The organism is Microcoleus sp. C2D2 (genome assembly GCF_036702495.1).
In the GTDB taxonomy this organism is placed as follows: domain Bacteria; phylum Cyanobacteriota; class Cyanobacteriia; order Cyanobacteriales; family Microcoleaceae; genus Microcoleus.
Genome location: NZ_JAUBTO010000072.1, coordinates 1 through 13,561, shown reverse-complemented (window position 1 = coordinate 13,561; position 13,561 = coordinate 1). Strand labels below are relative to the sequence as shown.

General features: G+C 47.0%; 13 protein-coding genes and 1 tRNA gene. 8 read left to right on the top strand and 6 right to left on the bottom strand.

The features are described from left to right. Positions 1–61: 61 nt before the first annotated feature. On the bottom strand, positions 62–391 hold the full coding sequence (locus tag QUB61_RS21915) for a hypothetical protein (protein WP_333133707.1): 330 nt from the start codon (positions 389–391) through the stop codon (positions 62–64). Between the two features lie 33 nt (positions 392–424). Next, positions 425–556 carry a hypothetical protein gene (locus QUB61_RS21910; protein WP_333133706.1) on the bottom strand — a complete coding sequence of 44 codons (132 nt, stop codon included), beginning with the start codon at positions 554–556 and terminating at the stop codon, positions 425–427. Positions 557–719: 163 nt separating this feature from the next. On the opposite strand from QUB61_RS21910, the gene QUB61_RS21905 reads away from it, so the two are divergent. Then, positions 720–1,250 (top strand): hypothetical protein, encoded by a 531-nt coding sequence (locus QUB61_RS21905; protein WP_333133705.1) that lies wholly within the window; start codon positions 720–722, stop codon positions 1,248–1,250. Between the two features lie 145 nt (positions 1,251–1,395). Here the strand turns inward: QUB61_RS21905 and QUB61_RS21900 are convergent, their stop codons facing one another. Then, positions 1,396–2,259: an Npun_R2479 family HD domain-containing metalloprotein gene (locus tag QUB61_RS21900; RefSeq protein ID WP_333133704.1), complete on the bottom strand. Its 864-nt coding sequence runs from the start codon at positions 2,257–2,259 to the stop codon at positions 1,396–1,398. 379 nt (positions 2,260–2,638) lie between these two features. After that, positions 2,639–2,788: a Mo-dependent nitrogenase C-terminal domain-containing protein gene (locus tag QUB61_RS21895; RefSeq protein WP_333133711.1), complete on the bottom strand. Its 150-nt coding sequence runs from the start codon at positions 2,786–2,788 to the stop codon at positions 2,639–2,641. Between the two features lie 459 nt (positions 2,789–3,247). On the opposite strand from QUB61_RS21895, the gene QUB61_RS21890 reads away from it, so the two are divergent. After that, positions 3,248–4,054 carry a cobyrinic acid a,c-diamide synthase gene (locus QUB61_RS21890; RefSeq protein WP_333133703.1) on the top strand — a complete coding sequence of 269 codons (807 nt, stop codon included), beginning with the start codon at positions 3,248–3,250 and terminating at the stop codon, positions 4,052–4,054. Between the two features lie 531 nt (positions 4,055–4,585). On the opposite strand, the gene QUB61_RS21880 is transcribed toward QUB61_RS21890, so the two are convergent. Both QUB61_RS21880 and QUB61_RS21875 read right to left on the bottom strand, forming a co-directional pair. Next, entirely contained in the window at positions 4,586–5,629 is a 1,044-nt protein-coding gene (locus tag QUB61_RS21880) for an AI-2E family transporter (RefSeq protein WP_333133702.1), read from the bottom strand. A gap of 141 nt (positions 5,630–5,770) precedes the next feature. Further along, positions 5,771–6,031, bottom strand: coding sequence for a hypothetical protein (locus tag QUB61_RS21875; RefSeq protein WP_333133701.1), 261 nt, complete (start codon positions 6,029–6,031; stop codon positions 5,771–5,773). Positions 6,032–6,112: 81 nt separating this feature from the next. On the opposite strand from QUB61_RS21875, the gene gshA reads away from it, so the two are divergent. The 6 genes from gshA (at position 6,113) to QUB61_RS21845 (ending at position 13,438) form a co-directional block, all read left to right on the top strand. Next, a complete protein-coding gene (gene gshA, locus QUB61_RS21870; RefSeq protein ID WP_333133700.1) occupies positions 6,113–7,264 on the top strand; it encodes a glutamate--cysteine ligase in 1,152 nt (383 codons plus the stop codon). 685 nt (positions 7,265–7,949) lie between these two features. Beyond that, positions 7,950–8,429, top strand: coding sequence for a tRNA (cytidine(34)-2'-O)-methyltransferase (locus QUB61_RS21865; protein ID WP_333133699.1), 480 nt, complete (start codon positions 7,950–7,952; stop codon positions 8,427–8,429). A gap of 564 nt (positions 8,430–8,993) precedes the next feature. Then, complete coding sequence (locus tag QUB61_RS21860) at positions 8,994–11,483, top strand: peptidoglycan DD-metalloendopeptidase family protein (RefSeq protein WP_333133698.1); 2,490 nt, start codon at positions 8,994–8,996, stop codon at positions 11,481–11,483. Positions 11,484–11,621: 138 nt separating this feature from the next. After that, a tRNA-Met gene (locus QUB61_RS21855) sits at positions 11,622–11,694 on the top strand. 492 nt (positions 11,695–12,186) lie between these two features. Continuing rightward, positions 12,187–12,786 (top strand): peroxiredoxin, encoded by a 600-nt coding sequence (locus tag QUB61_RS21850; RefSeq protein WP_333133697.1) that lies wholly within the window; start codon positions 12,187–12,189, stop codon positions 12,784–12,786. Between the two features lie 112 nt (positions 12,787–12,898). Then, on the top strand, positions 12,899–13,438 hold the full coding sequence (locus QUB61_RS21845) for a redoxin domain-containing protein (protein WP_333133696.1): 540 nt from the start codon (positions 12,899–12,901) through the stop codon (positions 13,436–13,438). Positions 13,439–13,561: the final 123 nt, after the last annotated feature.

The window sequence follows — 13,561 nt, the reverse complement described above, 5'->3', positions numbered from 1 at the left end:
CGGATGCTCTATCCAAGCTTGAGCCGGGGAATCCCTCAGCCATTAGCCTTTGCTCTATGTTCTATTCTGTCAAATCGTCTTGTCGAATCTCTTCTAGCGTCATATCCAAGCATTTCGCGATTTGCTCATAGCTCAATCCTACTGCTTGCAAGCATTGGATAGCGTGCATTTTCGCCCGCTGCTTTCCCCGCAAAAACTCAGGCGACTCTTCCTGCGATGTGCAGACATTCAGTGAGCCGATTACATGATTATGAGCGACATGAGAACCAGTAATGACGCCACCACTAACGTTGCTAATCATTGACTTGCCAATCAGTACCCATCGCAAGTTTAATTTATTAACATCTTCTCCGAAATCATCAGAGAACAACTCCCATAGCTCGTAGCCCACATCTTTAGCATAACCCTCCGTACAGTTCAGCCCTTAGGCAATATCTCCGTACTTTTGCCACTTCAGAACGCCCTCAATCACCCCTAATTGCATATCATCTAAATGCTTGCCAGTTTTCGCAAAGACGACTTCATCTGCAAAAGGCAGTGCTTCTTGAACGTTCATCAGCTTTCCTCGCAACCTTGCAATAATAAAATAATAACCCTCGATATCAGACTATTTTCGTCTCCCATGCAAAAACGATTGAAGCTTTGTTAAATTTTACTTCATTATCCGACTTTATTCGACTTTATTCTACTCTACAAATTAATTTACAAGTTGTAGCATTATGAGTGTAATACCCTCGCTAAAAAAATTCACTCATGACGACTACCCAGCTCGCTCTCGAGAAAAGCAGTATAGTCGCTATACTCGCCCTATTGATGCAGACACACTCTTAGCATTTCGAGACAGTATTAGATTAGCACCTATTTTTATTCAAAAACTAATTCAAAAGAAAGCAGAATATCGCCTTATATTAATCAGTAAGCATGATTTTGTCTGCCGGATTGATGCCAAACATATCAACGATGCAGAAGTGACTTTAGATTGGCGCGTCACTGAACCGAATAAACTCGTTCACGTTCCCGACAAATTGCCGACCGACTACCTCAACAAACTTTATCAAATGCTTGACGAGTTAGGTTTAAATTTGGGTGCATTCGATATCATCAGCGACGAGGATGACACCCTCTACTTTATAGAACTCAATCCTAACGGACAGTGGTATTGGATCGAAATTCTCACTAAAATGCCTGTGGTTCGCGCAATGGTGGAACTCATCGAAGATTTAGCGCTGCAATATCAACAGGATTGCTGAATCGTCTATAGGTTTGTAATGAGGACGTCCGTCCGAGCGAGTTTTATGAGGACTGAAGTGTTCGCTACAAACCAATTGTATTACGGTCCATCCAGGGGACATAATCTGATCCGTCACGTGCGATCGCCCGACATCTACCCAAACCCTACCTAACTACAGCCACCGCAGACTCTCGCACCTCAGAATGCTCCACCCGGAACACATTTGCGCTCAGATTAGCAACAAATTGTTTTCCCTGCTGCGTCAGTTGCAAATAGCCGATCGCATCCTTCACATACCGATAAACCACATTCCAATAAAACTTCGGATACCCCTTCCGCAAGTCCCCCGGGTTCTGATAGCCCAAAACCCGATTCTGCCCAGTCTCCTCAAACTCGTAAAACAGCGCGGCAATCTTTTGCAAATATCGCGGATCGCTCAACTGACCAATTAAATCAGCAGCGCGAACTAAACCCGGATAATTCACAGTATCTTGATAATCTCGATCCGCAGGAACCGGGAAACGAGTCAACTCAATATTATGCTTAACCAGCTCAGCATCAATCAGTTTGTGACCGCCAAAACGCTCGTCAATAAACATTTTTCCCCGATCGACATGATAAGGCGTCAAACTAGCATCAGTCCCCCCCGGAGGCAGCGTTAATTTCATGTCGCCTATTCCCGTCGCATACAGTCCCAAATCTTTTCTATCTTGCCGGCAAACACCTTTAACATACCCGATATCGTGACATAGCATAGCAATGTGGAAATGCAGCCAATCTTCGCAGGAAACACCCCCTTCGCGGATGTGCTTCCCACGCAGAATTTCTTGTCCTACCAAAGTCACTAAAATAGTGTGTTCGACATTGTGGTAAAGAGCATCGCTATTAGCAATATTTTCTAAAGCCATGCTCGCCGCCCAAGCAATAATCTCCCCATAGTCAGATTTGCACCCCCCGTAAGTGTGGCGGTAGCCTTCAATCAGCAGATTTACACAAGCGTCAATCAGCAGTTCTGTTGCGTTGAACATATTCATTTCCCTGAGCAAAAGTATATTATTAAATTATTTTTATAATTATTGTTTTTGTTGCTACCGTTTGATCTTATTTTTGGCTTAACCGCCACGATGGATGCCCGCTCCTATCTAGATGTATCCACTTATATTATCAACGATTATGCCTTAAATTAGCGATCTCGCAACTACCAGAGCGACCCACCCCGTAAATAATTGATATCAATGGGGGATCGAGGTATGACACCCCTCAATCAGCAGTACGGTGTTACATCTTCCCCACATACCTCAGTCGATTTTAGATTTTAAATTAACTCCACAGATAAATGTGGGAGCTTGAACTAGGGTCGAAAATTTTGGGTTGCTGACTACTCCTGTTGGAAACTTGTATCCGTTTTTAGGCGGGGTCAGCCAAAAATGAGAGCGATGGAAAACGCAACCTCCTTAATTCCTCATACACAGGATTCAGGTTGCACAGATGCGGTATGTGGAAAAGATGGTGTCCCAATAACTGGATATCTGTCTCAAAAGGACACCGTGCCGATATAAGTTAGCACCACCCCCGAGCTACTTGCGGATCTCCCACTGCCATGCTATCCAGTTACTGTGGCACTGGTTGCACGAGGCGATCGCGAAAAGTTAAGTCTGGGCAATGATTGTCAGGGAAAATACTTGTAGTCGAGTTCATGATTGAGCTCAGGAATACTTACTAACAAAAAGTTATGAATTACCCCACTTAATCATCAACGAAACCCGCTGTTGCTCGGGTGAAGTCAATAAGTTTTATGCGTGACACTCGCCGCCCCACAATGTAATGCGAAGAGCTAGCATTTGTGATTTAAAATTCGCAAAAGTGTGAGACAGATCACACGCCTTCAAAAAAAATGTATATTTAGATAGATGCAAGAAAATAAGATATAATAGTTTGTAACCCTCCGTCGCAGCTTCCCCCTCCCATCATCTGCGATATGGTAATATGTCTACTTACTGATAAAGGTTTCAGGCAATGATTCCAGAAAAAAATAGAGATGCCGACCTTGCTCAACGCCGACACACAGATATTGTGCTCGAAAAACTTCCTATAGAAGTTAAAGATTGGGCCCAAAGCTTGCCTTGGAACCAGCGGCGCTATGTCTTGTCCCTCTGCTACATATTGTGCGCATCTACTCCCGACTTGCAAGCAGAATTTTTAGATGATTACACAGCCGACGGTTTAGTCTCAAAAATGTTTGAAGATGTAGATACTCTAAACCGAGTCAAACAGTATTTAATCAGATTTCGAGTCAAAAAAGAATTAAACGAATCAGATTTAAGAAGCTACATCAAACAATTTTATATCCACTCAGCTCAACAAGCGTGCCGGAAAACTGACCAATATTTAGAATCTGCACTCCGCTTCGTCTTGAGTACAGAAGAACGCAATAATGTTTTTAACTACATTTTGGGCTTTGAATTTATTAAAATTGTGTTTCAAATGAGCTGGTTGCAACACGAAAGATTAGCGAGACTGCAAAAAAATCAGTCGCAGTTTATTGAAACCTATATCAAGCCGATTCAACACGTACACAAAATTAATGGCATAATTGTGCCGAAAGATGAGAGAATATTTTTTGCCAGACGCGCCTATTACGTTAAAAAGCCTAATATTTCTTACAAAAAGAATATGGAGTTAATCATGGCAACTTTTACGACAGAAATGGTTACTCACTGCGGATTTGACATCAGCCTCCACGCTCAAGCTCTGCGCTTTGACTGGGATTACATTTATGTTGCCGAATCAGAAGAAGAAAGATTTCCGGCGTTGCATAATTAAAGGATGATATTGAGGTTAATCAGTATGGAATTTTCAGACCGCTTGCTCGACGAGAACCAGCAATAATGGACATAAAAGAGGCAAGCTTTCATTACCTCTGCCGCAATTGTGGTCGCCCCGTGAAAGTTGCTCTACCGACAACCAATCGTGGCTATAGCGATAAACTCAAACGTGAATGTCTTAAAATCTATGTCAATGGCATGGGTATGCGAGCAATTGAGCGCGGTCATTGCGTGTTCATCATACAACCATTATTACTTGGCTAAAAGCAGTGGGAAAACTGTTGCCAGATGCCTGTACCCGCTTCATCCCTTAATTCAGCAATGCCAGATTTCCTACTGACTTGCAATTTATTCATTGACTTTACGCAGTAAGGTTAGCACGAGCGGTGCACCCTACGTTGCTTTTTTCTCTTTACTTTTAGTTTTGCGTTACGCAAAGGAGAGTTGTTCTAGGCATTCGGGTTCTAGTCTGCTGCTTAAAACTTGGTTTTTCAGCCGGATTTGATATAAAATAGGATGGCTGGAGCAATTAAGCTTCCGCTTGCATTTCTTCAATTTCAAACCAGCTAACTATCACTCCCGCGAGCGGAATAGCGAGAAATATGCCTAAAAGTCCTGCTGCTCTCGCGCCTACTAACAGTGCAAAAAACACCACTACCGGATTGAGGTTAAGGGAATTTTGCATGAGTCTCGGATGAATATAGTTGTCTTGAATTTGCTGCAAAACAATGCAAGCTGCCAAGACTTTTAAAGCTAGCCACACATTTTGAGACAATACAAGAAAACACACTAAGCTAATTCCCAGCGTCGCTCCGATCCCCGGAACTAAATCAAACAATCCGATAATAAATGCTAAAATTAAAGGAAATCTCACATCTAACAGCAGGAAAATTACAAAGCTTGCTGTTGTCAAAAATAACATTAAGAGAATTTGTGCCTGAAAAAATCCTAAAAAGTTTCGCTCTATTGTTAAACTTAAACGCCTGTGCAGGTGTCGAGGTATAAATTTTAGAACCAACACCCACAGCCTTTCTCCATCAAGTAACATGAAAGAAGCCACCACCATAATTAATATTAAATTCAATAAATTGGTTAAAAATACTTGTAAAAAAGCAATACTCGAAACAACTCCAGCCAAAGCTTGATTTCGCAGTTGTTCCTCAATAACTCGCAGGTTAACTTGCAGGTTTCTCGCCCGCAGGAATGCTTCGATGCGCTCGGACAGAGGCGCTAGAGCATTCACAAATTCAGTCATGCTGTCAATTAATTGCTGCCCTTGAGATAAAAGAGTGACGCCTACGGTGACGGTGAGACCGCCAAAAACTAAAATGGTGAGCAAGACAACTAAGGCGACAGCTAAACTTCGCGGTAAAAATCTCTGGAGAGTTCGCACCGGATAGTTGAGCAAAAAAGCCACGAGTGCAGCAATCGTGAAAACCGCGACGGCAGTTTCAAAGTAAGCTAAAAGTTGCAGTCCAGCCCAACCTGAAGCAAATAAAAGCAAAAACCGAACTAAGGCTAAATTGCTTAGCATATTCCAAAAACTGGGAGGGGTTTTTTCTGGCTCTTTCACAGGGATTTCCAGGGGTTAATAATAGCTCAAAAATATTGCAGAGCGATCTTTTAGAATCGCACCCAAGATATATCTGCGGCTATCCCCCTCAAGGCAGAAAAGATCTGTCGAAGGAAGAAGCAAGAGGGGAGTAGGAAGAAGCTAGAAGGAAGGCAGCAGGCAGTGATTTCTAAGTTCTGTCTGAGGCAGGGGTGGGTTCTCTTCACCATAGGTGCGATCGCGAATGCCGATATAAAACACGCCCGCGATCGAACAAACAGCCTTTCTGAGCCTCAAACCGCCTCGGAAACTCTTGGCGATGGCAGTATTTGTTGTGCCAGCCCGATCGCAACTAACACACAAACGCTCAAACTTGCTGGGGACGAAAAACCGGGTTTCAGTGCCAGTCGCGAAAAATTTCAACTCTGCCTCGTGGAAGATAGTATGAACAGGTCAATTTTTGGGATACTAGAAACTAGCACTCAACTTAGCTGAGGAACAAACGTGCTGCTATCAAAAGGCTTTGAAGTAGAAATGTATACCGGCACTCCCCAAGGTGAGGTTGTCGGTCTCTCCGATCGCATAGTTGCGGATCTAGAGGGATTTGTGCGGGAGCCTGATAGCCGCAATGTGGAGTACACGACCGCCCCGCTGTGCAGCTACGATCGCCTGCTGTGCGCCTTAGTCAAGCCGCGAGTCCGGCTGCGCGAGTATCTCAAACAATTGGGCGACTATACCTTGCTGCCGGGAAGTACCTTGTCTCTCGGGGGGAGCGATCGATTTTACCGATCCGATCCCAACAACCCCTACCACACCTACATAGAGCAAACCTACGGCACCAAAGTCGTCACCGCCAGCATTCACATCAACATCGGCATCTCCCAACCAGAACTGCTGATGCGCGCCATCCGCCTCGTCCGCGTTGAAGCACCGCTGTACCTTGCCTTGAGCGCCTCTTCCCCCTTCCTCGACGGCGAAGTCACGGGCTATCATTCCACTAGGTGGGGTTTGTTTCCCAAAACTCCCGCCATCGTCCCCCTGTTTGAAAGTCACAGACATTACATCCAGTGGACTGAAGAACAGCTAGAACTCGGCACCATGCAAAACGTCCGCCATTTGTGGTCTGCAGTGCGGCCCAATGGCGATCGCCGCCCCTACTGTCTCAACCGCCTCGAACTGAGAATTTGCGACCTCGAAGTCAATCCTCTGGCTTTGTTGGCCATCACTGCCTTACTAGAAGCTCGCATTTGGCAGATGATGGAAGACCCCAGCTTAGACCCGTTAGAACTGTGCACCTTACCGGCGGCCACCCGCAACGAAGACTTAGTTGCCCTCACAGACGCCAACGAAATTGCTGCATCCGGGCAAAGTTTGGATGCCGAACTCACCCACTGGCAAGACGGCAGAACTATTCTGGCACGAGATTGGATTGAGGAAATTTACAGAGAAGTCTGGCCGAGCGCCAAAAAACGAGGCTTTAGTTGCTTTCTCTCGCCGCTCAAAAAGATTCTCCGGGAAGGCAACACCGCCCAGCAGTGGTTGAAGCTGCACGAGGGCGGTTCGGACACCCGCAGTATTATTCTGCAAGGGATTAATGGCATGGCTCACCAAGAATGGGAGCTCGAAGACAACTTGTGCGCCCAGTTAGTTGCCTGAAGTACCCGCCGTTATTTTGACATACCTCCTCGTCCTCAAGGAGCGAGGATTCCTTGACGCTTCACAGCAACGTGCTACCGAAGTAGTCTTACAGTCGCTCCACGTCCGTTTAGAGTCTCCCAATGCCCTATGGCGACTATTCTGTTTTGTCCGCAAGTACAATACTTGTTGTCTTCAGGGTTGCAGTTAAGCATTGCCCATCCAAACTGTCTAGGTGCGCTCTCACGCCCCGCTGTTTCAACGTGTCTTGAGCCTGTAGACTTTTCTATCTTAACCCAAAGCCGTCAAGCTTATGACGGGGTTTTAGACCCATTTTTCTGATAACGGGGGCTTTCACTAGCCCCCTGGCTATGCGTACTCAGCCAATACAAATAGCCCGAACCTCCCGGTCAATCGATTGTAGATTTTAGATTTTAGATTAAAGAATTGAAGCATTGACCCCACCGATAAATTCGGGGGGCAATTTTCATCGGATACAGGTTTTTTATTTCTGGACGGATGAATCCGGGGGCTTGTATCCTGGATGCTTTCGGTCAAAAGTTGCAGAGCGCGGTCGAAAAACAAATCAGAATATTTAATCAATGGAGCTCGACAAAGGTTATAAATAAAAGCTATAAGGTATATCTACTTGTGGGTAGTTTTATAAATTTCCCAATAGCTGTACTTATTGCTTTTTATTAGCTTCATGCCCCAACTTGTCTTGATTCACCCGCAAATCCCCCCGAATACTGGCAATATCGCCCGCACTTGCGCTGCTACAGGCACGGAACTGCATTTAGTGGGCCCGCTGGGGTTTGAAATTAGCGATCGCTACCTGAAACGGGCCGGCTTAGATTACTGGCCCTACGTCAATCTCCACTGCCACGAAGACTTAGCGGCTTTTCTGGCTTGTCGCCAGCAGCGCGGGGGACGAGCGATCGGATTCAGCACTGGCGGGCGATGCAGTTACGCGCAATTCCAATTTCAGCCCAGCGACTGGCTGATGTTTGGCTCGGAAACTGTAGGCATTCCCCAATTCGTCTTAGATGCCTGCGACGCCACAGTTTTTATTCCTATGAGCCAGCCTGGAGTCAGGAGTTTGAACCTCTCCGTCAGTGCCGCTGTAGGTTTATTTGAGGCTAAACGACAGTTGGGCGAGCTGGGATCGATCATTATCAACACATAAATATATAGATATTTAATAGCTGCCGGAGGCTGCCAAATCTCCATTTAAGTATAAGAAATTTGTATCAAAGCGGTGAAAATCTCGATAGCCGAGATTAATATATTTTATTGATGCAAAAACAGATTGTTATCAGCAACACCAAATTACTCGCAAGATGATTCAGCAACAAAAACAGAGGATGTTAGCGATTTAGGGCGTTAGCGAGCACCAGCTTGGGTCAGAACACTATATCTAGTAAATATACGGTTGTAGCCTGTCCGGAAATTAGCATACAGTCGGATAATAGGTAAGTGTTCAGAGCCTTACGGAAACGAAGATTTTATGTATTCGTTCCAGCTATTGCGGTGTAAGGCTTTTGGGGTTAATTGCAGCAGCTTAGACCGATAATTTCAAAATTTTTGACGGTTTGAGCTTGTCTAAATTAAAAAAGCAAGGTAATCTGGCCTAAGCATGATAGCTGTCAACAATCAGAATATTTTTGCTTGTTGATTTAAATTCAGCGTCATGCGATCCCCTTGAGTGTTTCCAAGGACAGTTAGCGCTTCTCAGTAGGAGGTCGTTTTTTTGAAACGAACATATCCCCAAATTAAGCCTGTTCAGGCTAGTGAAATCGACAGAGACGGTTCTGCGGAACCGTCCAAACAGACAACGCTCAGCACAGGCAGAGTTCGCTCTCTCGCCACGATCGGGCTGGCAATATCGGTAGGTGCTTCTGGCATCCTGCTACCGAGAAATGGAGACAGCGCTCGCGCGTCTGAACTCGCACCGACATCAGAATCCACCGCTGAAGTACAGCCAGTATCGGCCAACGGGCCCGCTACCTCCGCACAAGTTGATGATTCCAGGGCCCAACAGCCCGGCTCACATTCTGACCCGGTGGCGGTTAAGGTGCAGCAGGGGCAAAGCCTTTGGGAGCTTTCTCGGGATTATGAAGTTGAACCGTTGGCACTAGCAACTGCCAACGACATCAAACCCGATATCCTACTCCAAGTAGGCCAAGAACTCAGTGTTCCTATGGCTCCGGGAGCCGCGCCACAACAGAACGCCGCCGATACCGCCGTGGCGGAGCTAGAGCCGACAGCGGCGGTCAATCCCGAAGAAAAGTTAAATCTGACTGGCTCCGAGCCGTTGGATAGTGCTGCCATGACAGCGCTGCCATCAACCGCAGCGACCCCGCTTGTCACGACGGTACCGGAACAAAGTTCGATCGACATCCCGAATGCAGAGGGGGCGATCGACAGTTTGAAAAAACAGGAAAACCGCACCACAGAATCGGGTCGAACCCTGTTAGGGTCTGAGGGGGGAGCAAATTTATCTACACCTGCGGCATCTTTGCCGGAGTCAGCACCGACGCTGGCATCCCCCGGCTCTGCAACAGAGACAACTATTCCCGACCTCGGGACCACACCTGTAATTCCAAATGCCGGGGTCGGTCAAGCAGCATCGGCCGATCGAGCATTCGAGTCAATTGAACAGTCTCTGGCAACACCCAGTTTGCCCTCGGCTGTGCTAGTCCCCCCAGCGGGAAGTACCGGCCGGCCGGCTGAGGTACTCTACAGGGTGCGTCCGGGAGATACGCTAGATGCGATCGCCAAAGGTCACGGCGTATCACCCAAAGAGCTGATCTCCGTCAACAAGCTCGGCAACCCTAACTTGCTGAATGTTAATCAACGGCTGAAAATTCCCCAAGTTGGGTCAAATAATCCAGCGGTGCAGGCGGCAGCCTCTTATTCGGCATCCAACTCTACATCTGTCTGGTCGGCGACTTCGGTTCCCGCATCTTTGAACCCCAGCTCGTCTACCTCGTCCATAGCCAGTGCTGGCGTTGCAGCACCCGCGCCCACAGTCCCGGTTGTCTCTCCCCTGGCGAACTTGGAAGGTCTGAACAATATTTCAGCGCCGATGGTTCCCCAAGTTAACAGCATTCCGCTAACTCAAGTTTCCCAAACCATTAGCGACCCCGGGAAGCTGAATCTGAGCGGCGAACCAACATTTACAGGTGCAGTTGACACCAGTGCCCTGCCCTCGCCAGCCAGTGAAACTGCTACCGCCAGCGCTACGGGAGAATACCCGCAGCCGGTCAGCTTCGTGCCAAATGCTAGCGCCCAGGGTTTAAATGCCGATCCAACTAGCGCTTTACCAGAGTCGAATTCGGAGGCTCTCCCCACAGCAGAAGCTCTCAACCCTTATTCCGAACGCTTGAGGGCAGAAGTGGTCAGGCTGCGAGAAGAATATCGTGCCTCGCGCAATTCGATCGGGGCGAATGCGGTGTCGCTGGCTCCAACTGACAGACCGGAGGCGCCAAGAGTCTCTAGCAACCAGTCTGAGGAGCTCCCAAGTGTCAATCCCTATCTCTACACCCCCGACTATACTGAGGCGGTGCAGAATGAAATCAGCAGACCGCCATCGAGAGCTTGGTCCGAGCAGGTTCAGAAGCAGCAGCAAGAGCGTTTGGATCCAGCTCGCGCAGCGGAACAGCAACCGATAAACCTGACTCCGACAAATACTCAGGAGCAGCCTGTGGTGGCAACTGCTCCTTTGGGAGCCGATGGTTACGACCCCCTGAGCAACCCGTCTTTGGGACGCATGGTTTCTCCGGAACTGCCTCCGCTTTCCAACCCTGATACTTATCTGCCTAGCGGCAAACAACAGTCGGCTAACGGGTTTATTTGGCCGTCTAAGGGCGTTCTGACTTCTGGCTACGGTTGGCGCTGGGGACGGATGCACAAGGGAATTGATATTGCAGGGCCGATCGGCACGCCAATTGTGGCAGCATCTGACGGGGTGGTTACCTATGCTCAGTGGAATGACGGCGGCTACGGGTATCTGGTGGAAATTACCCATCCAGACGGCACTGAGACTGTCTATGCCCACAACAGCCGGATTTTGGTGCAAAAGGGTCAGAGAGTCGCTCAAGGGGAACAGATTTCAGAAATGGGCAGCACTGGCTTCAGTACCGGGCCGCACTTGCACTTTGAAATTCATCCCGCAGGACAGGGTGCTATCAATCCAATGGCTTTTCTGCCCGACGATGCGTCCAGCGCTTCTCGGTAACGACTGGTCGGAAGTTATGGGTTTTGAATGATTACCAAAACTCATAACTTTTACTAGAAGTTATTAGAAATTCGGTTGTTTGAAAAGAAGACATAGCTCGTCCTACCGTGCTATGATAGTAAATCGTGAAGTAGATTTGGCTCAGTGGCGCAGTGGTTAGCGCAGGGGACTCATAAGCCCAAGGTCGCAGGTTCAAATCCCGCCTGAGCCATTATTTAATTAAAAAAACCGCGCTCTCAATATTGAGAGCGTGTTTTTTTGATTTGTCAAGAAGATACTTGTAGTCGTTTTGACATCCTCACTGACCTAAAGGCACAGTGATTCCAAGAATCACTTCTTGAACCTTTCTGCTTCGAATGCAACTGCCTCCACCCTCAAGGAGATTTGGTCTTATGCTCGCTCCACAGACTAACCCCGCAAGAGAAAGCGGTTTTATGTGTCGAATACCAACAAAAATCTTTGTTGTTTGATTCTAGGGGTGGACTGCCCATTGCCCTGTCCTCTTTTCCCGGTCTACCGATTTTTCTTCCCCGTTGCAGTCATTGCAAGCTTTGGTGTTAGGGTTTATGTCTCCATCGTCGCGGGTGGGTCATTGACCAATCATATTGTAACACAAAGCCGTCCTAAAAGGACGGGGTTTCTACCCAATTTTTTGATGAGTATGATAGATTTGTAACAGTTCGTAAAAAAGGAAACAAAATCTATGACCAGTGAATGCCTCCGGGTTGGTCAACCTGCACCTGATTTCGCAGCAACAGCCGTAGTGGATCAGGAATTCAAGACAGTTAAACTGTCCGACTATCATCTCAAAAAGTATGTAGTTTTGTTCTTCTACCCCTTGGACTTCACCTTTGTGTGCCCGACTGAGATTACAGCATTTAGCGATCGCTACGAGGACTTCAAGAAAATCGATACCGAAATCCTCGGCGTATCCGTTGACAGCGAATTCTCTCACCTCGCTTGGATACAAACAGACCGCAAATCAGGCGGTGTCGGCGACCTTAACTATCCCTTAGTTGCTGACCTCAAAAAAACAATTAGTTCTGACTACAACGTCCTCGACCCAGAAGCAGGCATTGCCCTCAGAGGTCTGTTTATCATCGACAAAGAAGGCATCATCCAACACTCTACTATCAACAATCTTGCCTTCGGCCGCAACGTGGACGAAACTCTCCGCACTCTGCAAGCTATCCAACACGTCCAGTCTCACCCCGATGAAGTTTGTCCCGCCGGCTGGCAGCCCGGTGACAAGACTATGACTCCCGATCCGGTCAAGTCTAAGGTATTCTTTGCTGCAGTTTAAGCAGATTATATTTGTAGGGACACGGCGCTGCCGTGTCCGTACCCGCAGAGGCATTTATTTAACCGGATTTTTAATTACCAATTAGCACTTAGCAATTACCCAATTAGGAAATATGCTGACTTCTACTAATTTTAGCGGCTTGTTAAATGAGCGGTTTTTCCAAAATTTATTGCCTGTTCCGGCAAGTAATGTTCTGAAGCTGGGACAGATGACGCCGGATTTTGAATTGCCGGATATTAATAATGGCAAATTGGTGCGGCTGTCGAATTATCGGGGCGATAAGCCGGTAGTTCTGGCTTTTACGCGGATTTTTACTGAAAAGCAATATTGCCCTTTCTGTTTTCCTCACATTAAAGCTTTGAATGAAAACTGGGAAAAATTTGCCGATCGCAATATAGAATTATTGATGATTGCCAGTACCGACGATCGCCAAAGCCAAATTGTGGTTAGAGATTTAGGCTTGAAAATGCCTCTGCTGTCCGATCCCGGCGTAAAAGTGTTTCGGGCTTATCAAGTCGGTCAGGCATTAGGTGCTCCTTTGCCCGCTCAGTTTGTTTTGGATGCAGAGGGAAAACTCGTCTTCAAACATTTGTTTTCTTTCATAGACCACAATGCTAGTGTGGACACTTTGCTGCAATATGCCGATCGGTAAAGACACCGCTACAGTCATTAGTCATCAGTCATTAGTCATTAGTCATCAGTCATTAGTCAACAGTCAACAGTCAACAGTCAACAGTCAACAGTCAACAATGCGGACGGTGCAACCGGAATCGAT